A 25,241-nucleotide genomic window follows, 5' to 3' on the forward strand; every position below is an offset into this window, starting at 1 on the left:
GACGGAGCGGATTAAAACCCGAGGCTGTCCAGCAGATCGTCAACCTGATCCTGGTTAGCGACCACACCGGGTGCATCCGAATGGATCTGCGGACCATTTAACAGGCTGCTGTTATCTTTCTTCGGACGCTGACTGCCTTCCGGCATATTGTCGATCAGCACCATCAGCAGCTGGCGTTCAATCTCCTGCACCACATCCATCATACGTTTGATTACCTGACCGGTAAGGTCCTGGAAATCCTGCGCCATCATGATTTCCATCAGCTGGGCATTGGTAAACGCAGTATGGGTCGGCACCACTTCCAGATAACTACGAGTATCCGAAACCAGTGAACGTGCATCGGAAAGCTCAATAGGATTTTCAAACCACTCATCCCAGCGACCTTTCAGCGCTTTGGCGCCATTTTCAATTTCCGTCTGACGTGGCTGAGAAGCTTCCACGCAGTTTAAAGCGCGTTCGGCCGCTTGCGCCGTCATCTGTACAACATAGTCAAGACGATCACGGGCATCCGGAATCGCTTCCGCGGCTTCGGCAATGGCCTTATCAAGACCCAGTTCACGCAGACTGTCACGTAACATACGCGTCAGAGAGCCAATCTGCGTAATAATATCTGGAGCAGGCGCCGTATTGTTGCCTGGTTTCGGAAGTTCGCTCATCAGCTCTCCTTACATACCCAGTTTTTCGAAGATTTTACCTAACTTCTCTTCCAGGGTTGCAGCTGTAAAAGGTTTAACGACATAGCCACTGGCACCCGCCTGCGCAGCCGCGACAATATTCTCTTTCTTGGCTTCTGCCGTCACCATCAGCACCGGTAGTTTCGCCATGCCACCATCAGCACGAATGGTCTTCAGCAGTTCAAGACCGTCCATGTTCGGCATATTCCAGTCGGAAATGACAAAGTCAAATGCGCCAGCGCGCAGTTTGTTCAGTGCATCGGCACCGTCTTCTGCTTCTTCGACGTTATTAAAGCCAAGCTCTTTCAGGAGGTTACGCACAATACGACGCATCGTATTGAAATCGTCCACTACCAAAAAGCGCATATTTTTATCAACCATATCAACTCCTGTGTTATCTCGACCCGCGGGACGGGCTTAGGTTAAATACGTAATGCCTGTCCGGCGCTAATTTTCGCCAGCATGTGCTGACTGATTTGGTGGAGATCCACCACCTCACTGGCCGCCCCGTGGGCAATCGCCTCACGTGGCATGCCGAAAACCACACAACTTGCTTCGTTCTGCGCAATGGTCCAGGCGCCTGCCTGATGCATCGCTTTTAATCCTGCCGCGCCGTCATTGCCCATACCCGTCAGGATCACCCCGACGGCGTTGCGGCCGGCAAACTGCGCCACGGAGTGAAACAGCACATCCACCGACGGCTTATGACGATTCACCGGTGGGCCATCATTCAGTTTCACCTGATAGTTAGCGCCGCTGCGCGTCAGCTCCATATGCATCGCGCCCGGCGCGATATAGGCGTGACCCGGCAGAATACGCTCGCCGTCTTCCGCCTCTTTCACCGTTATCTGACACAGCTTGTTCAGACGCTCGGCGAAGGAGCGGGTAAAACCGGGTGGCATATGCTGCGTAATCAGCAGCGCCGGACTGGTGGCGGGCAGTGGCTGCAACACATGGCGAATCGCCTCGGTGCCGCCGGTTGATGCGCCTATCGCAATCAGCTTCTCGCTACTTAACAGCGGACCCGCCTTTAACATCACCGGCGGCGCATCGCTGCGACGCACATGCAGTTTCGCCCGCGACGCGGCACGCACTTTATCGGCGATCATCTGGCTGTAGGCCAGCATGCCTTCGCGGATCCCCAGCTGTGGCTTGGTGACAAAATCCACCGCCCCCAGCTCCAGCGCACGCAGGGTCACTTCGGAACCTTTACCGGTCAGCGACGACACCATCACCACCGGCATCGGCCGCAGACGCATCAGCTTTTCAAGGAAGTCGAGGCCATCCATCCGCGGCATCTCGACATCCAGCGTTAACACCTGCGGATTAAATTGTTTGATCAAATCGCGCGCGGCCAGTGGATCCGGTGCAGTGGCCACCATCTCCATATCAGGGTGGCTGTTAATGATCTCGGTCATTAACTGCCGCATTAGCGCTGAGTCATCAACGCACATGACTGTGATTTTGCTCATTATCTTTCCTTAGTCAGTCCATAGACTGTCTGTCCACGCAGATAGAACTCTTTACTAATCTGGCTGAAGTTTTCTGAATGTCCGGCGAACAGCAGACCGCCAGGTTTCAGCAGCGGAACAAAACGCCGCAGGATCTTCTCTTGTGTCTCTTTATCGAAGTAGATCATCACGTTACGGCAGAAAATAACATCAAACGGGCCGGGTAATGACCACTCCGGCGCCAGCAGGTTAAGCTGGGCATAATTGACCATCCCGGCCAGTTCCGGACGCGCCCGCACCATACCGGTATGGGGGCCGGTGCCGCGCAGAAAGAAGCGCTGCAACTGCTGCGGTGAAATCGTGCGCAACTCTTCCTGGCGATAGACGCCCGCCAGCGCTTTTTCCAGCACCTGGGTATCGATATCGGTGGCATGCACCTGGAACTTCCCCTGTCCGGCGCCCAGCGTTTCCGCGAGGGTCATGGCGATGGAGTAAGGTTCTTCACCGGTTGACGCCGCCGTACTCCAGACGTTAAAGCTACCGCTACGCTGTTTGGCGTGTGCAGCCAGAATCGGGAAATGGTGCGCCTCACGGAAAAATGCCGTCAGGTTTGTGGTCAGCGCATTCACAAACGCCTGCCACTCTGCGCTATTCTGGTCATGCTCCAGCAGCGCCAGATAACGACCAAAATCATCAATATTTAACGTACGTAACCGACGCACTAAGCGGTTATAAACCATCTCCCGCTTGTGATCGGCGAGAACAATGCCAGCTCGTTGGTAAATAAGCTGGCTGATACGCCGGAAATGCGTATCTGATAATGGCAGCCGCTGTACCATCTGCGACAGCAGCGTGGGGTTTTCAGGCGGCGCTGCCAGCAACGTCGATTTTTTCATCTAAGGCCACCCAGCAAAAGGCTGATTAAGGGGTTAATACGATGCCACTTCCCTTGATGCCACTCAGGAGTGCGGGAAAACGGCGGGTTCGGCGGCAGTATCGAGCGTAAATCTCGTTACTGCTTCGCTGAGCAACCCGGCCTGTGATTCCAGCGCCTCGGTGGCGGATGCCGCTTCCTCTACCAGCGCGGCGTTCTGTTGCGTGACCTGATCCATCTGACTGACCGCCTGAGCGACCTGTTCAATGCCACGACGCTGTTCGTCAGACGCCGAAGCAATTTCCCCCATAATGTCGTTCACACGCGTGACCGACTGAACAATCTCCTCCATGGTTTCCCCGGCGGATGCCACTAACGTGGATCCCTGGTCAACCCGATTGACTGATTCTTCAATCAACACTTTGATCTCTTTTGCCGCCTGCGCGCTTCGTTGCGCAAGGTTGCGCACTTCGCCAGCGACCACGGCGAAGCCGCGTCCCTGCTCGCCTGCGCGCGCCGCTTCTACCGCCGCGTTCAGCGCCAGAATATTAGTCTGGAAAGCAATACCGTCGATCACACTGGTGATATCGCCAATCTTCTTCGAGCTGGTGGCTATCTCATGCATAGTGCTGACCACATTGCTGGTCAGCGTGCCGCCTTTGTGCGCCGTGGTGGAGGCGTCACGCGCCAGCTGCGACGCCTGGCGGGCATTTTCCGCATTACCGGTGACGGTGGCGGTTAACTGCTCCATGCTGGCGGCGGTTTCGGCCAGCGAGGCTGCCTGCTGCTCGGTGCGGGCGGATAAATCGTTATTGCCAGCAGCAATTTCGCGGATGCCGACATGCATATTCTGGCTGCCGTCGCGTACCTGCAGTACGGTTTCCGCCAGACTGCTCTGCATCACTTTCAGGCCATCAAACAGCTGGCCAATCTCATTGCTGCCGCTCTCATCAATGCGCCCGGCAAGATTGCCGGAAGCAATGCGTTCAAAATGGCGCCGCATACGCGTCAGCGGCGCGATTAACGCCAGCTTCAGCCACCACAGCGCCGCCGCAGTCGCCAGCAGTGAGAAGGTCACCGCCATGGCGAAAATCCATTTCGACTGGCTGTAGAAGCCGCTGCTCTGCTGTTTCGCATGATCGAGGATGTCATCGATATGCGTCATCCAGCGGTTATAGTGCTGCAGAAAATCATCCTGAAACGTCTGTGTCGGCGAATCGAGAAAGTCCTGCAGCTGATTGTTCTGCAAATAAGCGATCAGCTGTGACAACTCATGGTGATAGCTATCAAAGCTCACTTTCATCGCCTGCGTCAGCCGCTCACCTTCCGGTGTCACACGCGGCAACGCCATAAACTGCTGAAAGCTGACGGTGGCGGCATCCAGATCCTTCTGCGCGCTGCTCATCAGGGTTAACACTTTGTCACGCGGTGCGTTTAACGCCGCGCGGGTGCCGGCCCGGCTCAGGGTAACGCGGGTACTGAGCAGCAGAGCCCAGCTTTCGCTTAGCGCATCACGCTGCTGTCCACTGACGGCAACCTGATGCAAATTATTCGTGTCCAGCCGGAAAGAGTTGAACGACAAGCCACTGCTGACCAGTTGCATCAGGCAGAACACGGCAAGAATAAAAATCAGCGCACTTGAGACACGAATACGGCTATACATCACTTCCTCCGGCCAGGCCGCCCAATGCGGGCGGCAAACATGTACTTATCAGAATGTTTCCCAGTTACTGTCGGAAACCTTATTGCCCGCTTTTTGCGATGCTGCGCCGGAGCCAGCGATCAGAGCGGTTTTGGTTGCTGTAATAGTGTTAACGGCGCGCGACGGAATTTCTTTACGAATTCTGAATACCGCTACCGCTTGCGACAGTCGGCTGGCCTGCTCTTCCAGCGCTGCAGCAGCCACCGCAGACTGTTCCACCAGCGAAGCATTCTGCTGAGTCACCCGATCCATCTCGGTGACGGCAAGGCCAATCTGGTCGATACCACGGCTCTGTTCATCAGATGCAGAGGCAATCTCGCCCATAATGTCGGTAACACGGGTTACCGCACTGACGATATCGCCCATGGTTTCGCCAGCGCTTTCCACCAGCACAGATCCGGTATCGACCCGGTTAACCGATTCTTCAATCAGCGTCTTAATTTCTTTTGCTGCCTGCGCGCTGCGCTGGGCCAGACTACGTACTTCGCCCGCCACCACCGCAAAACCACGGCCCTGTTCACCGGCACGCGCCGCTTCAACCGCCGCGTTCAGCGCCAGGATATTGGTCTGGAAGGCAATGCCGTCGATAACGCTGATAATATCGGCAATCTTACGCGAACTTCCGGCAATATCGCTCATCGTGCGCACCACGCCATCCACCACTTTGCCGCCCTTCTGCGCGGTTTCGGAGGCGCTGAGCGCCAGCTGTGACGCCTGACGGGCGTTTTCGGCGTTCTGTTTCACCGTGGCGGTCAGCTGCTCCATACTGGCCGCAGTCTCTTCCAGCGAGGCCGCCTGTTCTTCGGTACGCGCCGAAAGATCGTTATTACCGGCGGAGATTTCGCTGGCGCCGGTAAAGATCGCATCGGAACCATCACGAACATCACCCACCGTTTTCACCAGCTCCTGCTGCATATGTTGCAGGCTGGAGGCCAGTTCAGTCATTTCGCTACGCCCTTCCACCAGGATCGGCTGCGTCAGGTCGCCGCTGGCGATATGACGGATATGATCGATAGTGCTGTTGAGAGGACGTAACAGGATAAGGTGCATGCCGCGCCACACCAGCAGCATAATCGCCAGCAGAATCAGCACCACAATGCCAATCACCCACATCGCCTGCTGATACGCGCTTTCATTTTGCGTCGACCCCTGAGCAAACAGATCGGCGGTGTTGTTCAGCCAGCTGCTGTAAGCGGCTTCAAAACCATTCTGATATCCCTGCGTCGGTTGATCGACAAACCCCTTGATATTGCCGCTGCTCAGCATCTGAATCAGTTCGGTCAGCGCGTCATGCAGAATGACGTAGTTGTCCGCAACCGCTTTCACATGGCTGAGGGCTTTTACATCATCAGGCAGTTCGGCGTTATACAGCGCATATTGCTGCTCTGCGGTGGCCAGCTGGGTTTTGGCCAGGTCTAATAATTCCTTCATCCCTGCCCCGGTGCCGATCTGATTGCTATCGAGCATATAGCGCATACCTGCGCGATTAAGGGTATTACGGGTCTGGATCAGCGCAATCCACGAGGCAGTCAGATTGGTCTGCTCGCGACGGAGTTGCTCTGTGAGGGTAAAATTCGCTTTATCACTTTTTAACGCCTGGAAGAAAAGACCGCCGGACATTAATTGCAGTGCGCCAAAAACCACCAGCACTAAAATCAGGCTGGTAACCACTTTCATACGCTTAAACATACGATCCCTTATGACATTGCCATTACTGAACTGGATTGCTCTCTGCAGGGGATTATCGGCAGCGACAGGTGAACCTTTACGGTGAGGGCGGCACCGCCGCCCTCAGAGGGTTAAAAGGTTTCCCAGTTGTTGTCTGCGCTAGCAGGCGCCGCTGCTTTACGCAGTGCTGGCGTCGCTACAGCGCGTGACGCGGGCTGGCTGGCAGCCGCCATCACTTTATCTGCGCGCACTTTAAATACCGCCACCGCCTGGCTCAGACGACTGGCCTGCTGCTCAAGCGCCGCTGCCGCTGCTGCGGACTCTTCCACCAGCGAGGCGTTCTGCTGGGTCACACGGTCCATTTCGGTTACCGCCTGGCCCACCTGGTCAATACCACGGCTCTGCTCATCGGAAGCTGAGGCGATTTCACCCATAATATCGGTGACGCGGGTTACCGCACCGACGATATCGGTCATGGTTGAACCGGCGGTTTCCACCAGTGAAGAACCGGTATTGACGCGGCTGACAGAGTCTTCGATCAGCGTCTTAATCTCTTTCGCCGCCTGCGCGCTGCGCTGTGCCAGGTTACGCACTTCACCCGCCACGACGGCAAAACCACGACCCTGTTCACCGGCGCGCGCGGCTTCTACCGCCGCGTTCAGCGCCAGGATATTGGTCTGGAAGGCAATACCGTCGATAACACTGATAATATCGGCGATTTTCTTCGAACTGGTGGCAATTTCACTCATGGTTTTCACCACGCCATCAACAACCTGACCACCTTTCTGCGCGGTTTCAGAGGCGCTCAGCGCCAGCTGCGACGCCTGACGGGCGTTTTCAGCATTCTGTTTCACCGTGGCGGTCAGCTGCTCCATACTGGCTGCGGTCTCTTCCAGCGAGGCCGCCTGCTCTTCAGTACGCGCCGAGAGATCGTTGTTACCGGCAGAAATTTCGCTGGCGCCGGTAAAGATCGCATCAGAACCATCACGCACATCGCTAACGGTACGCATCAGTTCCTGCTGCATATTCTGCAGGCTGGCAGCCAGCTGCGTCATTTCACTGCGGCCTTCCACGTCGATACGCTGGGTTAAATCACCGGCGGCAATATATTTGATATGGCTGATAGTCTGTTGCAGCGGTTGCAACAGGATGCGTTGTAAACCGAACCAGCACACCAGGATAACCGCCACCACCACCAGCATAATGCTGGCGAGGATCCACATCATCTGCTGATAAGCCGACTGGTTCTGCTCAACACCGGCAGCGGTCAGCAGCGCCTGCGCTTCACGCCATTTGCCATAGATCGCGGTCATATCATTTTGTTTCTGTTCAACATTCAGGCCAAACATCTCTTTCAGCTGATTGTTGGTCATCATCGCCAGCATCTGCTCCAGCGTGCCGCTGTAGATGGCGTAATTCTTTTCCAGCTCTTCGGTCAGATGTTTATCAAGGCCCGGGGTATCTGGCGTCGCTTTATATGCAGCAAAATACTGTTTACCCTGCTCCAGCTGTTTATTGCCCTGCTCCGCTAATGCCGCCAGTGATGACGTGTCATTGCTTTGCATACGCAACATGCCACGGTTCAGAATAATGCGCGTCTGGTTAAGGGCAATCCATGCATCAGTAAAGGTTGCGACATTCATACTTGAATTTTGCGCAACGGCGAAATTGTCTTTGTCGGTTTTTAATGCATTAAAGAACAGTCCGCCGGACACCAACTGCAAGGCACCAAAAATCATCAGCACCAGAATTAAACTGGTGACCACTTTGATACTTTTAAACATGTTTACCCTTGATATGTGCTAAGTGAAGTTACAACTCTGTTATCGGCATGGCGATGGGGGGAGTTTATTTGCGCTCTGCATTTTTCAGCTAAAGTAATTATTGTTATTGCTGCTCAATAATAATAATCGGGGCAGTTTTGCGCTGCCCCGACTTTTTTTAATTATGCGCTACGCAGCGTATCCATCAGTTCCATCTCTTCACTGCTGAGCAGTTTTTCGATGTCAACCAGGATCAGCATGCGGTCGCCCAGTGCGCCGAGTCCGGTCAGGTACTCGGTGGACATGGTGACGGCGAATTCAGGTGAAGGACGGATCTGCTCCTGGGTCAGAGACAGCACGTCAGAGACGCCATCCACCACAATGCCGACCACGCGATGTTCCAGATTCAGCACGATTACCACGGTGTTATCGTTATATTCAACACCAGGCTGGGCGAATTTAATACGCAGGTCGATAATCGGCACGATCACGCCGCGCAGATTTGTCACACCTTTAATAAACTGTGGGGTGTTTGCAATGCGCGTTACCTGATCGTAACCGCGGATCTCCTGCACCTTAAGAATATCGATACCATACTCTTCATCACCGAGCGTAAATACCAGGAACTCCTGTCCTACGCTTTCGCCAGTGATTTTAGTGACATTTGCCAATCCAGTCATAAGTCTACCCTTAATCGGTTACAATTAAGCTGCGGCGCCGGCCACACGCTTTTCTCGGTTTAAAGATTGCAGTGCAGAGACGTCAACAATCAGCGCCACACTGCCATCGCCGAGGATGGTGGCGGCTGAGATACCCGGCACTTTGCGATAGTTGCTTTCCAGGTTTTTCACTACCACCTGATGCTGACCAATCAGCTGATCAACTAACAGCGCATAGCGTTTGCCGGCACTCTGCAGGATCACTACGATGCCCTGGGTTGCTTCCGTTTTGGCGCCCTGCACTTCAAATACATTCCACAGCTCGACCAGCGGCAGATATTCACCACGCACTTCCAGCACGCGCTCACCGCCTGCCAGTGGGTGCAGATCTTCCGCCAGCGGTTGCAGTGATTCCATCACCGCATTCAGTGGCAGAATAAACACCTCTTCCGCCACCCGCACTGACATACCATCGAGGATCGCCAGCGTCAGCGGCAGCAGAATGCGAATCGTGGTGCCTTTGCCCTGCTTCGAACTGATTTCGACATGGCCACCCATCTCCTGGATGTTTCTTTTCACCACATCCATGCCCACGCCACGACCGGAAACGTCGGTAACCTGCTCGGCGGTGGAGAAGCCTGGCGCGAAAATCAGCATACCTACTTCTTCATCGCTCATCGCTTCACTGACCTGCATCCCCGAAGAGAGTGCTTTCGCCAGGATACGTTCACGGTTGAGGCCCGCACCATCATCGGTCACTTCAATGCAGATATTTCCGCCCTGATGTTCCGCTGACAGCGTCAGATTACCGGTGGCTGCTTTGCCGCTGGCCACGCGTTTATCCGGTGATTCAATACCGTGATCGAGACTGTTGCGCACCAGGTGCGTTAACGGGTCAATAATACGTTCGATCAGGCTCTTATCCAGTTCGGTCGAGCTGCCCTGCAGCGTCAGTTCCACCTCTTTACCCAGCTTGCTGGCCAGGTCACGCACCAGGCGTGGGAAGCGGCTGAACACATACTCCATCGGCATCATACGAATCGACATTACCGATTCCTGCAGGTCACGCGCATTGCGTTCCAGCTGCCCCATACTGTTCAGCAGTTCGCCATGATTAACCGGGTCGAGTTCGCTGGAGCGCTGCGCCAGCATCGACTGGGTAATCACCAGCTCGCCAACCAGGTTAATCAGCTGATCGACTTTCTCAACCGCCACACGAATACTGGTCGACTCGCTGCCACGTGCTGGCGCGGCCTTTTTGCTTTCGCGTTTGGCGACCGGCGTAATATCACTGACGGTCGCCAGCTGCGGCTCCTCTTCAGCCACGGCCGCCACCTCGGCTGCTGCTTCAACCACCGGTGCAGCCGCAGCCGCTGGCTGATCGATAAATTTGATCTGCGCTTCATCAATGACAAAACAGAGCACCGCAACGATATCATCCTTATCTACCGATGAATCGAGCGTCACTTCGACTGAAGTCTGGCCTTTAGTGATGTCGCTGATGGTGCCGAGGTTACCCAGCTCCTCCAGCATCAGATCCACTTCCGTCGGCTTCAGATCGACCAGCGCCAGGCGCAGACCGGCGGCAGCTTCAGGCTGTGCAGCTTCAACGCCAGCCAGAGTTTTTGCTGGCTCGATAACTTCGCCTTTTGCTTCCAGCGCCAGCTGACGCAGCGCCTGACAGATATACTGAAAGGTCTCGGCGTTAGGCTCGGTCGCGGTTTTATAGGCATCCAACTGTTCCTGCATAATATCTTTGGTTTCCAAAAACAGGTTGATGATATCGGTGCTGAGCTGCATTTCACCGCGGCGAGCCCCGTCCAGAATGTTCTCCAGAATATGCGTGGTTTCCTGTAATACAGTAAAACCAAAAGTACCCGCTCCGCCTTTAATCGAATGGGCCGCACGGAAGATGGCGTTTAGCTGTTCCGAATCGGGTTCCTGTGGGTCTAACCCCAACAGGTGTTGTTCCATGTCAGCCAGTAACTCATCGGCTTCATCGAAAAACGTTTGGTAAAAATCGCTAATATCCATGCTCACGGTATCACCTCGGCTGTGAGTCGCGATTAGGCTGCGACGGACTGACAGGCGCGGCCGGTAACGTGGTTACCGGTTGCGGCTGCGCGTTCGGTGCGGCCTGTGAAGGTTTAGGGTCTGGTGTTAATGCCGCGGCTGAAGGTTCGGCCGGTGCGGTAACTTGTTTAATACTCATTGCATCGTTGATTTGTACTGCATCACTCTCAGCGTTCTCTTTTTCAATCTGCGCCTCGGTATCATGGTTCAATACCAGCAGACTGATACGACGGTTTACCGCATCAGTGCCCACGCGGTTTTTCAACTTCATGGTGTCGGACATGCCCACCACGCGCAGCATCTTGCTGCTATCCAGCCCGCCAATCACCAGCTCACGACGAGAGGCGTTGGCACGGTCTGCCGACAGCTCCCAGTTGCTGTAGCCACGATCGCCACTGGCATACTGGAAATCATCGGTATGTCCCGCCAGACTGATGCGGTTTGGAATATCGTTGAGGATCGGCGCGATCGCCCGCAGGATATCGCGCATATAGGACTCAACTTCCGCACTACCGGTCTTAAACATCGGGCGATTCTGACTGTCGATAATCTGAATACGCAGCCCCTCCTCTACCATGTTAATGATCAGATGCGGACGTAACGCACGCAGACGCGGGTCAGCTTCAATCAGCTGGTCGAGTTTTTCACGCAGACGGTTCAGGCGGATTTCATCCAGCTTGCGTTTCTGCGCATCCATATCGACCACTTTTTTAACTTCACCTTCCTGCTGTGTCGGGTCATCGCCGCCACCCGGAATCGGACTTTCGCTGTCGCTGCTGCGTTGCCCACCGGTCAGCGCCACTTTTAATGGAGTACGAAAATACTCAGCAATCTGTACCCGCTCCTTAGGGCTGGAGATCGAAATCAGCCACATCACCAGGAAGAAGGCCATCATGGCGGTCATAAAATCGGCATAAGCGATTTTCCATGAGCCATGCGCGCCCCCATGATGTTTCGCTTTGCGCCGCTTAACCAGCACGATGGGGTGATTGCTATTCTTCATGCATCTTGATCCGAAGTCTGTTGCGCCGGTGATTTGGCATTACGCACATGCTCTTCCAGTTCGGTAAACGACGGTCGATCGGTGGAGTACAGGGTCTTGCGACCAAATTCCACCGCGATCTGCGGCGCATAACCATTCAGGCTGGACAGCAGCGTCACCTTAATGCACTGCATCATCTTGGTGGTTTCCGCACATTTCTGCCGTAACACTGGGGCTAACGGCGAAATAAAACCGTATGCCAGCAAAATGCCGAGGAAGGTTCCGACCATCGCATTGGCAATCAACGCACCCAGTTCCGCTGCCGGACGGTCCGCCGCTGCCAGCGTATGCACAATGCCCATTACCGCGGCGACGATACCGAATGCCGGTAACGAATCCCCCAGCGCCGACAGGCTTTGCGCCGGAACCTCGCATTCGTGTTCGTAGGTTTCAATCTCTTCATCCATCAGCGCTTCGATTTCAAATGCGTTCATATTTCCGCTCACCATTAACCGCAGATAGTCGGTAATAAAGTCGACTAAACGGTTATCGGCAAGAATGCGCGGGTAATTAGCAAAGATTTCACTTTCGCGCGGACTTTCAATGTCCCTTTCCAGCGACAGCATGCCCTGCTGCCGTGATTTCGCCATCAGCCGATATAACAACGCCATCAGATCCATATAGACCGCTTTGTTATATTTTGACCCTCTCATTAACAGGGGTAAGGCTTTCAGGGTGGCTTTAATTGCCTTGCCATTGTTGCCGACAATAAAAGCGCCGATGCCCGCACCGCCGATAATGATCAATTCCGAGGGCTGATAGAGGGCGCCAAGATGGCCGCCGACCATCATATAGCCCCCCAGCACTGAGCCTGTTACCAGCAAATATCCCAATATAACCAGCACAATAAATCCTTACGTCGCAAACAACGTGTGGGTGGAAGTTAAGCCAGAGAGCCGAAGGCGTTATTCGTTAAACGTGACGCAAAAAAAAAGCAGCGGTTAAAAACCGCTGCTGGATGTCATTCCACGTTTCGAACAATCTTAAACGGCGCGTTTAACCTGTTCATCCAGCAGTTGTGGATTACTATCGGCAAACTCCGCAGAAAGTTTACGTCTTTTTACCGCTCGTGATGGCGGCTGGCACAGGCTGCAGACGAAGCTGCCGACTGGCTGATGAGCATGAGTAATAAAACTACCGTTACAACATTTGCAGCTGGAAAGTTCCAGCATATTGCTTTCAACAAAACGCACCAGCGTCCAGGCGCGGGTCAGCGCCAGCAGAGGGGCTTCATCCGCATGAGGGCACTGCTCCAGATAGAGACGGTAAGCTTTAATCACCGCCTCCACACCGCTGCATAATCCGGTTTTCAGTAAAAACTGCCACGCATTGCAAAACATCGTTGCATGGATGTTTTGCTCCCAGGTCATAAACCAGTCGGTCGAAAATGGCAGCATGCCTTTCGGCGGAGGACTGCCGCGCAGTTCTTTATATAATTTAATCAAACGGCCGCGACTTAGCTGAGTTTCACTCTCCAGCATCTGTAATCGCGCGCCAAGAGTAATCAGTTCCATCGCCAACTGAATATCACGCGCTTCACGAACAATACTTTTTTCGGTCATTATCCCGCCCTCTTTTTCGGCAACTCTTCGCTTGCAGAAGCGTCGCGTAATAAACGGCTGGATAACAGAATACCGGTATGGATTTGCTGTAAATCATCCACACGAGATTCTTTGGTCAGACGATTAATAGTCTGGTGATCGTTAAAACGGAACTGGCAAACCAGCTGATTCGTCTCAGCCAATTTCACCATTTCAGGTAAAGTCAATTTCGCCAATGTATCTGCCATTGGTTCGTCGATACCCAGACGAAACATTGCAGAGGCTTTTTCCTGGTTAATTAAACGTTGTGCAAGCAATAAATAGGACAAGTTGATGTCGTAAATATGTTTGAGTAATTCTGATGTACCCATTGTTTTTTCCATCCTGACTGACACTACTTTTAACGTGTGCGGAATGAATCCGCTACCTTGGTTGCTGGTTGGTAAATCTTAAGATGGCAAAAACATGTGGCTGTAGCCGAACGTTCACTGAAACACACTTTAGTTTCTGGCCGCACACTGTCTCAGTAAGTCGTCTTTAACCCATTTTGCCGTCACTCTGGCCTGAGCTTTAACAATCTTCCGTGACGTCCGCTTACATCGCTTTTAAGAATATTCCGAAAGCAACGCAACTCTATCCGCTCTGATTTCTACATACAACGAGCGAGCCACCTAATTTTAGATAAAGTGTGATCCAGATCACACTTTTAAGCCAAATCTTTTCACCTGACCCATCAGCACCGCTTTTGAATCGCTCAAAAAAACGTCCAATTACCCCATTTTTTGCTAAAATTCACCTGCGTGGGTAATTTTTCCGCCAAAAATGCTTATATATTGATCCAATCAAAACAATCAGATGGTTAATTGCTTATATGTGCATATTAAAGGCTAATAAAAGCAATAGTTTCAGAGTTAAGTGCTAATTAATTGGCGTAACTGTCGCGGCAATAGTTAGTAACATAATGAAACTATTTTACCGGAAATCAGATTTAAATTGTGATCAACAGCAGGGTTTACGCAGCGTAGCGCAATGATTTGTTAACTTTTTAAGAGGAGTGTTCAGGAGCAGACAAAACATGTAACAGGGCATTACATTAGCAGAGTGAATGTTTAATGGTTGAGGCAGGGGATACAAGCTAACTATCGGCAGCGGTTCATTATTCTTTAGAAAAAAAGTAGCTTTTTTTTAAAATGGCCCTGAATAAGCTATTTTTAAGGCAAATTTAGACCCTAATCTCACTTTTATTCTGTTGCCATACTTAAGCGATGCGCAGTTTTTTTCACCGTTCCGTGAAATGTGGCATAAAAAAAATTATCGCCAGCAGCGCTTTTATCTCGCAGGACGTTATGACGCACGCATAAATGCAGGGACAACATAAAAAAGGGAGCCAAAAATGGCTCCCTGGGTTGCAGACGCGTTTTACGGCGCTTCAGGCTAATCGTGGAAAGGTCGCGACCTTATTGGCCACCTCGTGATCGTCGGCACGCGGTGCAATCGCCTGCAAATCTTTCAGGAAGGTCTCGCGCCAGTGCGTAATGTCGTTTTTACGCAATACCGCCATCATATCGTTATAGCGCGAAATACGTTCGGTACGCGGCATATTCAGTGCCCGGTCGAGGGCCGCCGCCACTTCATCGCGATCATAAGGATTGACGATCAACGCGGAGGTCAGCTCATTGGCGGCACCGGCAAAGCGTGACAATACCAGTACACCTGGATCGTCCGGGTCCTGCGAGGCCACATACTCCTTCGCCACCAGGTTCATCCCGTCGCGCAGTGGCGTTACCAGTCCGACATCGGTCAGACGGAAAATTTTCATCAGTAAGCGGCGGTCAAAGTGCTGGTTAAGATAGTAGAGCGGCGTCCAGCCCAGCGTGCCATATTTACCGTTAATCCGGCCGGCTTCGGTTTCAAGCTGGTGACGAATATCCTGATACGCCTGCACATCGCCACGAGAGGTCGGCGCAATCTGTGAATAGCGAATATTGCCACGATGCTCCGGGAAGTTCTCCAGCAGGGCTTCATAGGCGAGGAAACGCTCCGGCAACCCTTTCGAATAGTCCAGACGTTCGCAGGCGATAATATTTTTTGCATCACCCAGCTCACGCTTCATCGCCGCCATTTTCGGCGGCAGCGGACCTTCAGCCATCTCTTTAATGCTTTCCGGCTCAATACCGATGGGATAGACCTCGGTGACAAACTCGTTGCCAAACGCCCGATGCTGTTTCGGCCCTTTATTCTGCACCTGAGTCAGCAGCGACAGGCTTTCCAGGAAAGCGGTACGGTCACTTTCGGTCTGGAATCCCAGCAGATCATAATCACACATCATCTCCAGCAGCTCTTTATGCGGAGGCAAGGCGTTGAAAATTTCCGGGGTGGGGAAAGGTATATGCAGGAAGAAGCCAATACGGTTTTTCAATCCCAGTTTACGGCAGGCAGCGGCAAACGGCAGCAGATGGTAATCGTGGATCCACAGAATATCATCCGGCTCCACCAGCGGTTGCAGGCGCTCGACCAGCAGCTCATTTACCCGGCAATAACCTTCCCAGGCTTCACGCTGGAACTGCACCAAATCGAGACGGTAGTGAAAAGCGGGCCAGATAACAGTGTTGGAAAACTGGCTGTAGTAGAGGTCGTAATCATTCTGGCACAGGCTAAATGACGCATAGGTGATACCGTCTTGTTTAACGACACCCAGCTGTTCGTCATCATCCTCTTCAGTAATGGTGCTGATTTCACCATTCCAGCCAAACCACAATCCACCTGTTTTCTTTAATGCGTCCAGAATACCGACTGCCAAACCACCTGCACTGGCTTTCGAACCATCGGGTACAGCGATACGGTTAGATACGACCACTAAGCGACTCATAACCTTTACTCCTTACCGACGTTGTCTTGTCTTGATCTAATTGTAATTTCATCTGTTCCAGCCAGACATACACCTCATCCACGCCCTTCAGGCGGTAACGTGCATGGCTGGAACCTTCACCGACCTTTACTGATAAGCCATTCATGGCGTTTACCACCAGAAACCCGGCTTCATCAGTCAAATCATCACCAATAAACACCGGAATGCGTCCGGCAAAAGGCGCTTCCTGCATAAAAGTACGAATCGCCGCACCTTTATCGATACCTGCAGGTTTGAGCTCCACCACACATTTGCCCGGCTGTAGCGCCAGCATCGGGAAATGTTCCACCATGGACTCAGCCAGCTGCAAAATCTGTGCTTCATACTGCATGCCCTGACGATAATGCAGCGCAAACGCCATGCCTTTGGTCTCCAGCTGTGTGCCGGGCCAGTTGGCCATGCTGCTGCTTAGCGTCGCTCCGAGAGCATTGACTACCTCTTCGGGTAACACCGTACGATGTGTTTCACCGCTGGCATCACGCCGTTCAGCGCCATGAACACCGGCAACCGGTACCCGTAGCGGCGCGGCCAGCTGGTCCAGCTGTTCAACTGGACGACCAGAAACCAGCGCCAGCGCGCCATGGCTAAGCGTGGAGATTGATTGCAGGGTATGAACAACCTGCTCCGGGATCGATACCTCATCCGGGCGCGGTTTTATGGCAGCCAGCGTGCCATCAACATCGAAGAAAAACGCGTAGAGGCCGCCACCTAAAGAAGGGAATACTTCGGAATCTATCGTCACACTTTCCTCCTGTCTGCATCGGATCGCGCATACCCTCACTGGATATCTTGTGCGCGAACATCTGTTATGGCGGTCAGAGACAGTGCTGGTTTTCTGTTGCCCTGGCGGCAGGAATGGAATAAACCGTAAAGTGGAGGGGGCGTGGCAATTGACCTGGAGCGACTGATTACCGGGTAATTATCATTGTACTGCGGTGTGTTTCTCCTGTCCTGACCCTTCACTTTAAGCCCTGATAACTCATTTTCTCTGACTAAACTGCGCATAACATCACAATTTAGTATAGCCGCTATTTCTGCTTCTGCCAGAGCATTGGGCTTTTAAGAGCAATCCGAAGTCATCAGCGGTCACAGAAAAAGTTCTGCCGGTAATTTTCTATTCGCTAATTCTGGCAAAGCAAAGTCTGAAAAAGCATTTAATTATTCAACATATATTATTCCAATAAACACGTTTCAAATTTCTGCCAGTCCGGCAGGATATTGTTTTTCCAGCTGGCGAAAAACGCCTTTCGTCCTTTACCTTTGCGGATAAATACAATGAACAGCAAAATATACTCACCATGGCATCTTGTGGCTGGCACACTGACCGCCTTCAGCTTACTGGTCAGTTCAGTCAGTGCGCGCGCCGAGGGAAATATCAGCATTGCGCAGCAGTTTGGTATCGGCTATTTAATTCTCGATGTGGTGCGCGATCAGCATTTAATTGAGAAACAGGGTAAAAAACAGGGACTGGAGATTAAGGTTGACTGGCGCACCCTTTCCGGCGCCACGGCAATGAATGAAGCGCTGCTGTCCGGCCACCTTGATGTCGCCTCCGCCGGGGTGCCACCCATGCTGACCCTGTGGGACCGTACCCGTGGTCGTCCGCAGGAAGTGCGGGCTATCGCCTCACTCGGCTCGATGCCCAATTATCTGCTGTCGAACAATCCGGCGGTAAAAACCATTGATGACCTGAGCAGTAAAGACCGCATTGCAGTGCCGGCTGCCGGGGTCGGTTTCCAGTCGCGCACCCTGCAAATAGAAACCGCCAGACGTTATGGCAATGCCGAATATAAACGCTTCGATAATATCAGCGTCAGCCTGCCCCATCCGGATGCTACTGCGGCATTAATTGCCGGTGGTTCTGAAATCAATACCCATTTCTCCAGCCCCCCTTTCCAGTATCAGGCGCTGGAGCATAACAATGTGCATAAAATTCTCAGCTCTTACGATGTCCTGGGTGGTGAGGCGACATTTAATGTGCTGTACACCACCAAAAGATTCCATGACCAGAATCCAAAAACCTACCGCGCCTTTTATGATGCATTAAATGAAGCGGCGCAAATAATTAATGCGGATAAAGCTAAAGCGGCGGAAACCTATATCCGTGTGGAAAAATCCCGTCTGCCGCTGCCACTGGTGCAAAAAATTGTCGCCGACCCGGAAATTAATTTCACCGTCTCGCCAGAACGCACCTTTGTCTACGCCGAAAAACTGCATGAGTTAGGCGTGCTGAAAAATCGTGCTGCTTCATGGCAGGACTATTTCTTTAATGAGGCCTGGGAACAACCCGGCAGCTAGCGCAGGAGAAGCCACCGTGACTGAACAACAATCCGCCGCTCCCCTGCTACAAGTGGCAGGTGTCGGGCTGGAGTATCGCACCGGCCAGCGTCTGATACGCGCGACCCATGACGTCAGTTTTGATGTCTGGCCATCCGATCGCTTTATCCTGCTTGGCCCCTCCGGCTGCGGCAAATCCAGCCTGCTGAAAGCTATTGGTGGTTTTCTGCCGACGACTGCAGGCACTATCCATCTTGATCAACAACTGGTCAGCCAGCCTGGACCGGACCGTATGATGGTGTTTCAGGAGTTCGATCAGCTACCGCCGTGGAAAAGCGTGCTGGAAAATGTAATGTTTCCGCTGATTGTCAGTGGCAAAGCGCGACGCCGTGAGGCACGGGAGATCGCCCGCCATTTTCTTGAGAAGGTCGGACTGTCCGGTTTCGCCGATGCGCTGCCGCATACATTATCGGGCGGGATGAAGCAGCGGGTGGCGATTGCCCGCGCGCTGGCGATGAAGCCCAAAGTGTTGCTGATGGATGAACCTTTTGCCGCACTTGACGCCCTGACCCGCCGCCATATGCAGGAGGAGCTGCTGAACCTGTGGGAAGAGGCGCGCTTTACGCTGTTATTTGTCACCCACTCGATTGAAGAAGCGCTGGTGGTCGGCAACCGTATTCTGGTGCTTTCGCCGCATCCGGGCAGAGTTCGCGCTGAACTTAACTGCCATCAGTACTCGCTTACGCACGCTGGCAGTGAGTCGTTCCAGCACGCCGCGCGCCAGATCCACCAGCTGTTATTCCCGCAACAGGGGCAAACTGTTGCGCCTGCCGCTTCTGAACAGGATAAAAATCATGTCAACCCTGCCCCCCATCCGTCCCGAGTATCAGCGTGAACTGACGCCGTTGGAAAACTTTGCGCTGGAGGTGCCGCTGCCGTGGCCGCAGCGCCTGTGGAATCAGACCTGGCTGCGGAAAACGGTGATCGTCGCTTTTTTGCTGCTGCTGTGGGAAGCAGCAGCGCGCTGGCAGAATAACGACCTGATGCTGCCGGGCGTGATTCAGACCTGGCAGGCGTTTGTCGCCGATATGGCCAGCGGGGAGCTACCGGCGCGTATGGCGATCTCGCTGTCGCTGTTGCTGAAGGGCTATCTGACTGGCAGCGTGCTGGCGCTGCTGCTGAGTGCGCTGGCGATCTCTACCCGCTTTGGCCGCGATCTGCTCAGCACCCTGACCGCGATGCTCAACCCGTTGCCCGCCATCGCGTTGCTGCCGCTGGCGCTGCTGTGGTTTGGCCTCGGCAATAACAGCCTGCTGTTTGTGCTGATCCATTCGGTGATGTGGCCGATCGCCCTCAGCACCTGGTCCGGTTTTAGCAGTGTCTCCGATACCCTGCGCATGACCGGTCGTAACTACGGGCTGAAAGGACCGCGGCTGGTGCTGAATATTTTGATTCCGGCCTCGCTGCCCGCCATCCTCTCCGGCCTGAAAATTGGCTGGGCCTTTGCCTGGCGCACGCTGATTGCCGCCGAACTGGTCTTTGGCGCCTCCAGCGGCCAGGGGGGGCTTGGCTGGTATATTTATCAGAACCGTAATGAGCTGTTTACCGACCGGGTGTTTGCCGGACTGGTATCGGTGATTGTGATTGGCCTGCTGGTGGAAGGGCTGATATTCGCCACCATTGAGAAAATCACCGTTAAACGCTGGGGGATGCAGCGCTAAACCATCACAAGGTGCTGATCTCAGCACCTTCACTGCCCCTTCAGCGATAGTACACCGCAATATACTGGTTATTAACCTGTTCAATGGTCACTTGCGTATCAAAGATCGCTTCGATAATCTGCGGATGCATAATCTGCTGCGGCGTACCACGATAGATCACCTCGCCCTCTTTCATCGCAATAATATGGTCCGAATAAGCAGAGGCAAAATTGATATCATGAATCACCAGCACAATGGTTTTATTCAGTTCATCCGCCGCGCGCCGCAACTGTTTCATCATCGCCACGCTGTGCTTCATATCCAGATTATTCAGCGGTTCATCCAGCAAAACATACTGCGTATCCTGGCACAGCACCATCGCTACCCAGGCCCGCTGGCGCTGACCACCGGATAATTCATCCAGATAGCGATCCTGTAATGGCAGCAGATTAAGAAAGCTCATCGCCGCAGCGATATGCTGGCGATCGTCAGCAGTCAGCCGTCCTTTACTATGGGGATAGCGGCCAAAGCCCACCAGATCATACACCGTCAGGCGACTGGTAAGATGATTCTCCTGCCGCAGCACCGACAGAATTTTCGCCAGCTTGTCGCCAGGCGTTTTCGACACGTCCAGTCCGTTAAAACTGACATTGCCGCCGTCTGGCGTCAGCAGACGACTCATCACCGATAGCAGCGTCGACTTACCCGCGCCGTTAGCGCCAATAATCGACGTCACTCCGCCTTGCGCAATGTTTTCGGTGACCTGATTCAGCACCGGCGTATCGAGGTATTTTTTTACCACCGCATTTATTTCAATCACAACGATGCCTTTTTCAGCAACAGGTAAAGGAACAGCGCACCGCCGGTAAATTCAATCACCACGGACAGCGTACCCGCCATATTAAAGATACGCTCAAGGATCAGCTGCCCGCCAACCAGCGCTATTACCCCGGTCAGCACCACCCCGGGCAGCAGATAGCGATGACGATGAGAGCCGATCAGCTGATAGCTGAGATTAGCGACCAGCAGACCGAGAAACGTCAGTGGCCCCACCAGCGCCGTGGAGACCGCCACCAGCACCGATACCAGCAACAGGATAATCATTACTTTTTGCTGATAAGGCACTCCCAGATTGATTGCGCTATTGCGTCCCAGCGCCAGCACATCCAGCGTAAAACGCATGCGCCAGATAACGATAGCCACCAGCAGCACAATGGCGGCGGCTAAAGCGATTATTTCCGGCGCGGCGCGGGTAAAGGTGGCGAAAATACGGCTTTGCAAGACGGCAAATTCACCGGGTGACAACAGACGCTGCAGCAAATTCGACAGGCTGCGGAACAGCGTGCCGCACACCAGCCCCACCAGCAGTACCTGATGCAGATTGACGCCGCTGCTGTTTAACAACCAGCGATACAGCAGCAGTGAAAACAGCAGTAACAGCAGCGACTCACAGATAAATTTGCCGCTGATCCCCAGCACGCGCAGCCCGTCGGCATCAATAAAAAAGATCATTGAGGTCTGGATCAGTACAAACAGCGCTTCCAGTCCCATCACTGACGGCGTCAGAATGCGGTTATTGGTCACGGTCTGGAACAGCAGCGTCGCCACGCCGGAGGCAAAGGCCACCAGCAACATGGTGGCCAGAATCAGACCGCGATGCACAAGAATATAAGCAATATTGCCGTGCAGATTGATGGTCATAAACAGCGTAACCGCCAGCAGCGCCAGCACACCCAGCAGCAGCAAACGCCGCGCGGGTCTGCTCAGGCCAGCGCCTGCAACAGCGGTCTGCTCTGAGGATAACGGATTAACCTGCATGGCGTTTTGTCCTGAGGATCAACAGCAGAAAGATCAGCGCGCCCATCGCGCCGAGAATAACACTGGCCGGAATTTCAAACGGATAGCTGACCAGCCGGCCGATGATATCGCACAGCACCACCAGCGCGCCGCCACCGATCGCCACCCACGGAATGGAGCGCCGCAGATTATCGCCCATCGCCATACTGACAATATTCGGTACGATTAAGCCGAGGAACGGCAGTACGCCCACCACCACCACTACCACGCCGCAAATAATGGCGATAATCGCCATACCGATCAGCATCACATGCTGATAGTTAATGCCGACATTCAGCGAGAAATCCCGGCCAAGACCGGCGACGGTAAAACGGTCGGCAATCAGCATCGCCAGCAGCGTCAGTGCGCCAACAATCCACAGCAGTTCATAGCGCCCCTGCAATACACCGGAAAAATCACCCGACTCCCAGCTGCCCAGCGACTGCAACAGATCAAACTCCATCGCCAGAAAAGTGGTTACCGCGCTAAATACCGCGCCCAGCATAATGCCGGTCAGCGGCACCATCAGCGCCGACTTAATCCGCATACGTTGCAGCAGTAACATAAACAGTGCGGTGCCGCCGAGCGCAAACAGCACCGCCACCACCATTTTCACCAGCACCGACGCCGACGGGCTGATAACCATCACCAGCAGCAGGCCAAGGCTGGCGGACTGGGTCGTACCGGCAATCGACGGTTCGACAAAGCGATTCTGCGTCAGCATCTGCATAATCAGACCGGCGACGCTCATCGCCCCACCTGCCAGCACCAGCGCCAGCGTGCGCGGCACCCGGCTGATCAGGAAAATATCGCGCATATCGGCATCGGACCAGAAGCCGTCAAGCGTTATATAGCCCGCACCAATACACAGGCTGCAGATCATCAGGCCCAGTAATCCGGCCAGGCCAATAATTAAATGAAAGGTTTTCATCGCCGGTCATTACAGCTGCGGCTGCTGATCCAGCGTCGCGCTGATTTTGTCCATCAGCTGACTGTAGCTTTGCACTCCACCGGCGATATACAGCGCGCCGGAGTCGAGATAAACAATATGTTTATTCTGCCAGGCCGCGGTTTTACGGATCAGTGGGTTATCCAGCACCTGCTGAGCAGACAGCCCCTCTTTGCGGCCAATGGCATTATCGCGATCCAGTACAAACAGCCACTGTGGATTCGCCTGCAAAATAAACTCGGAAGAGACGACATTACCGTGGCGGCCAGTCTGCGGGAAACGGGTGGCCGGTTTAAAACCCAGCACATCAAACACAAAACCAAAGCGTGAGCCTGGGGTATAGGCAGACATCTTGCCGCCATTCACCATCACCACCATTGCCGTACCGGCATTCGCCGATTTCACCTTCAGGTCGGCGATTTTCTGTTTAAAGTTATCCAGCAGAATGCTGGCTTGTGGCTGTTTACCAAACAGAGCCGCCAGTTGTTCAGTGCGCTGTGACAGGCTGGCGACAAAGTGCTTCTCATCAATATCAAGAGAGATAACCGGCGCAATGGCGCTCAGTTTTTCATAACTATCACGGGCGCGACCGCCAGCAATAATTAAGTCAGGTTTAGCGTTACTTAGCGCTTCATAATTTGGTTCAAATAGCGTGCCGGCGTTCAGATACGCACTTCCCTGATATTTAGCCAGAAACGGCGGCAGATGAACGCTGCTTTGCGGCACCCCGGCAACCGGGATCTGTAACGCATCAATAATATCCAGCGTGGCCGGATTCAGGACAATCACCTTAGCAGGATTGAGCGGTACCTCGGTGACGCCCTGCGCGTGTTCAATCGTCATACTCGGTTTTTTTACTTCGGCGATTGCCGGGGCGACGCCACTGACGATAAAGGTCACAGCCACCAGCGACGCAGCCAACGCTAAACGTAATTTCATTTTCTCTCCTGAAAAGTAAATAACTGTAACCGCGAATTAAAACAGTAACGATTCTTATTACCAATTGTCACAATCATACGCGATAGCGCAGCAGAATAAACACAGCTGGCAGGTGGGGTTTTAAGCAATGGCGTGACGGGTATCGGGATTCAGGCAGGAATGGCGTTTTTTTCTGTGCGGCGCAGATTACTTAACCCGTTGTATCTTGGTAATAAAATATTAACGGGTTAATTTTATTGTCTTTTTTATAACCAATCATGGAGATTCTGTGAAGGCTTTTGCCCGCTTTGTATATAAATGCAAATTATCACAGCGCAGGCTGCAGCCTTTTCTGCGCTTCAATTTTCATCAGAAAATCATAGAGCGGCGCCAGCTGCTGGAAGCCAGCCGCTAACACCGGCACCAGCTGCGGCGAAAACAGTAGATCCATCTGCCGCTGCTCACTGATTAATGCCCAGGATTTCTTGTTGTACCATTGCGACAGCTCCGGCTGCATGCCCTTTACCAGCTCACGCTTATAACTTTCACCTTCCAGCACAAAGTTATCCGGGATCGCGGCGCTCATATTAAGAAAAGCAGCAGGGTCCTGCAGCAGACGCTCCCGGAACAGATTCATGGTGATACGTGAAGCGCTGTAATAGCCGAGGCCATAGCGCCACCAGTCGGGGCCAAACTCGAAAAAATAGGTCGGTGCATCGGTCCAGTTTTTGCGTGACCGTTTAAAGGTCAGCCAGATATTGCTGCGATACAGCGACTTATCGCGGGAAAAACGCGTATCGCGATGCATACGGGAAATGGTCTTGCCAACTGCCGGGCGTATCTCAAACAGCTCATCGATAATCAGCATATCCTGCGCTAAATCGGCGACCAGCTGGCGTACAGGCTTTAGCAGCTCCTCGTCATATATCCCACGATGCTCGTCGAACCACTCTTTATTATTGTTCTGGCTCAGCTGTTGTAAGAATGTCAGCCCGCGCTGGGTAACACCGCTAAATTCGCTCATGATGATCCTCTTCGCCATTAAGCGATAAAGCTTATCAGAACAGACAGCAGGTTTTAAATCAGCCTGCGCCATACGGAATTTGATCGCTTCTGCAGGATCTGGCGAGCTGACCGGATAGTGTTTATGTTGATCATTTTCGCTAAGAGTGATCAAGACAATCCCCCTCCTCGCCGTCAGGCTGC

The 25,241-nt window shown here is 53.3% G+C and carries 23 protein-coding genes; 3 read left to right on the top strand and 20 right to left on the bottom strand.

The window, feature by feature from the left end; translation table 11 throughout:
* Nucleotides 1-11 precede the first annotated feature (11 nt).
* The 15 genes from cheZ to otsB form a co-directional block, all read right to left on the bottom strand.
* Complete coding sequence (gene cheZ, locus J2125_RS01385; RefSeq protein ID WP_017802914.1) at nt 12-656, bottom strand: protein phosphatase CheZ; 645 nt, start codon at nt 654-656, stop codon at nt 12-14.
* A gap of 9 nt (nt 657-665) precedes the next feature.
* The gene (gene cheY / locus J2125_RS01390) at nt 666-1,055 is read right to left on the bottom strand and encodes a chemotaxis response regulator CheY (protein ID WP_017802915.1); all 390 of its coding nucleotides are present in this window, start codon (nt 1,053-1,055) and stop codon (nt 666-668) included.
* A gap of 41 nt (nt 1,056-1,096) precedes the next feature.
* Nucleotides 1,097-2,146, bottom strand: coding sequence for a protein-glutamate methylesterase/protein-glutamine glutaminase (locus J2125_RS01395; RefSeq protein ID WP_017802916.1), 1,050 nt, complete (start codon nt 2,144-2,146; stop codon nt 1,097-1,099).
* Nucleotides 2,146-3,021: a protein-glutamate O-methyltransferase CheR gene (gene cheR, locus J2125_RS01400; protein ID WP_017802917.1), complete on the bottom strand. Its 876-nt coding sequence runs from the start codon at nt 3,019-3,021 to the stop codon at nt 2,146-2,148. The genes J2125_RS01395 and cheR overlap by 1 nt, the downstream gene beginning before the upstream one ends.
* A 63-nt stretch (nt 3,022-3,084) precedes the next feature.
* Nucleotides 3,085-4,662 carry a methyl-accepting chemotaxis protein gene (locus J2125_RS01405; RefSeq protein ID WP_017802918.1) on the bottom strand — a complete coding sequence of 526 codons (1,578 nt, stop codon included), beginning with the start codon at nt 4,660-4,662 and terminating at the stop codon, nt 3,085-3,087.
* Nucleotides 4,663-4,710: 48 nt separating this feature from the next.
* Complete coding sequence (locus J2125_RS01410) at nt 4,711-6,390, bottom strand: methyl-accepting chemotaxis protein (protein ID WP_017802919.1); 1,680 nt, start codon at nt 6,388-6,390, stop codon at nt 4,711-4,713.
* Nucleotides 6,391-6,500: 110 nt separating this feature from the next.
* Entirely contained in the window at nt 6,501-8,153 is a 1,653-nt protein-coding gene (locus tag J2125_RS01415; protein WP_209499433.1) for a methyl-accepting chemotaxis protein, read from the bottom strand.
* 161 nt (nt 8,154-8,314) lie between these two features.
* Nucleotides 8,315-8,812, bottom strand: coding sequence for a chemotaxis protein CheW (gene cheW, locus J2125_RS01420; RefSeq protein WP_017802922.1), 498 nt, complete (start codon nt 8,810-8,812; stop codon nt 8,315-8,317).
* A 24-nt stretch (nt 8,813-8,836) separates the two neighbouring features.
* Nucleotides 8,837-10,825: a chemotaxis protein CheA gene (gene cheA / locus J2125_RS01425; RefSeq protein WP_017802923.1), complete on the bottom strand. Its 1,989-nt coding sequence runs from the start codon at nt 10,823-10,825 to the stop codon at nt 8,837-8,839.
* 10 nt (nt 10,826-10,835) lie between these two features.
* Nucleotides 10,836-11,867 carry a flagellar motor protein MotB gene (gene motB / locus J2125_RS01430; RefSeq protein WP_017802924.1) on the bottom strand — a complete coding sequence of 344 codons (1,032 nt, stop codon included), beginning with the start codon at nt 11,865-11,867 and terminating at the stop codon, nt 10,836-10,838.
* On the bottom strand, nt 11,864-12,751 hold the full coding sequence (gene motA / locus J2125_RS01435; protein ID WP_017802925.1) for a flagellar motor stator protein MotA: 888 nt from the start codon (nt 12,749-12,751) through the stop codon (nt 11,864-11,866). Before motA ends, motB begins: the two co-directional genes overlap by 4 nt.
* A 138-nt stretch (nt 12,752-12,889) precedes the next feature.
* On the bottom strand, nt 12,890-13,468 hold the full coding sequence (flhC, locus tag J2125_RS01440; protein ID WP_017802926.1) for a flagellar transcriptional regulator FlhC: 579 nt from the start codon (nt 13,466-13,468) through the stop codon (nt 12,890-12,892).
* Nucleotides 13,468-13,818 (bottom strand): flagellar transcriptional regulator FlhD, encoded by a 351-nt coding sequence (flhD, locus tag J2125_RS01445; RefSeq protein WP_017802927.1) that lies wholly within the window; start codon nt 13,816-13,818, stop codon nt 13,468-13,470. Before flhD ends, flhC begins: the two co-directional genes overlap by 1 nt.
* Nucleotides 13,819-14,876: 1,058 nt before the next feature.
* A complete protein-coding gene (otsA, locus tag J2125_RS01450; RefSeq protein WP_017802928.1) occupies nt 14,877-16,316 on the bottom strand; it encodes an alpha,alpha-trehalose-phosphate synthase in 1,440 nt (479 codons plus the stop codon).
* Nucleotides 16,291-17,097: a trehalose-phosphatase gene (gene otsB / locus J2125_RS01455; RefSeq protein ID WP_241764036.1), complete on the bottom strand. Its 807-nt coding sequence runs from the start codon at nt 17,095-17,097 to the stop codon at nt 16,291-16,293. The genes otsA and otsB overlap by 26 nt, the downstream gene beginning before the upstream one ends.
* A 533-nt stretch (nt 17,098-17,630) precedes the next feature.
* Between otsB and J2125_RS01460 the strand changes: the two genes are divergently transcribed.
* Genes J2125_RS01460 through J2125_RS01470 form a run of 3 tightly spaced genes read left to right on the top strand, consistent with a single transcriptional unit; the run spans nt 17,631 to nt 20,353 of the window.
* Nucleotides 17,631-18,653, top strand: a complete 1,023-nt coding sequence (locus tag J2125_RS01460) for an ABC transporter substrate-binding protein (protein ID WP_017802930.1) — start codon at nt 17,631-17,633, stop codon at nt 18,651-18,653.
* Nucleotides 18,654-18,669: 16 nt separating this feature from the next.
* The gene (locus J2125_RS01465) at nt 18,670-19,527 is read left to right on the top strand and encodes an ABC transporter ATP-binding protein (RefSeq protein ID WP_338116524.1); all 858 of its coding nucleotides are present in this window, start codon (nt 18,670-18,672) and stop codon (nt 19,525-19,527) included.
* Nucleotides 19,487-20,353, top strand: coding sequence for an ABC transporter permease (locus tag J2125_RS01470; protein WP_017802012.1), 867 nt, complete (start codon nt 19,487-19,489; stop codon nt 20,351-20,353). The genes J2125_RS01465 and J2125_RS01470 overlap by 41 nt, the downstream gene beginning before the upstream one ends.
* 40 nt (nt 20,354-20,393) lie before the next feature.
* Here J2125_RS01470 and J2125_RS01475 read toward each other — a convergent pair whose 3' ends face one another.
* The 5 genes from J2125_RS01475 to J2125_RS01495 form a co-directional block, all read right to left on the bottom strand.
* A complete protein-coding gene (locus tag J2125_RS01475) occupies nt 20,394-21,152 on the bottom strand; it encodes an iron ABC transporter ATP-binding protein (protein WP_017802011.1) in 759 nt (252 codons plus the stop codon).
* The gene (locus tag J2125_RS01480; RefSeq protein ID WP_017802010.1) at nt 21,149-22,150 is read right to left on the bottom strand and encodes an iron chelate uptake ABC transporter family permease subunit; all 1,002 of its coding nucleotides are present in this window, start codon (nt 22,148-22,150) and stop codon (nt 21,149-21,151) included. The genes J2125_RS01475 and J2125_RS01480 overlap by 4 nt, the downstream gene beginning before the upstream one ends.
* Complete coding sequence (locus J2125_RS01485; RefSeq protein ID WP_017802009.1) at nt 22,140-23,099, bottom strand: ABC transporter permease; 960 nt, start codon at nt 23,097-23,099, stop codon at nt 22,140-22,142. The genes J2125_RS01480 and J2125_RS01485 overlap by 11 nt, the downstream gene beginning before the upstream one ends.
* A gap of 9 nt (nt 23,100-23,108) precedes the next feature.
* Entirely contained in the window at nt 23,109-24,056 is a 948-nt protein-coding gene (locus J2125_RS01490) for a siderophore ABC transporter substrate-binding protein (protein ID WP_017802008.1), read from the bottom strand.
* Between the two features lie 307 nt (nt 24,057-24,363).
* Nucleotides 24,364-25,062 carry a DUF2461 domain-containing protein gene (locus J2125_RS01495; protein ID WP_026111822.1) on the bottom strand — a complete coding sequence of 233 codons (699 nt, stop codon included), beginning with the start codon at nt 25,060-25,062 and terminating at the stop codon, nt 24,364-24,366.
* Between the last annotated feature and the right edge of the window lie 179 nt (nt 25,063-25,241).

Origin of the sequence: Winslowiella toletana (assembly GCF_017875465.1) — a bacterium.
Lineage (GTDB): Bacteria > Pseudomonadota > Gammaproteobacteria > Enterobacterales > Enterobacteriaceae > Erwinia > Erwinia toletana.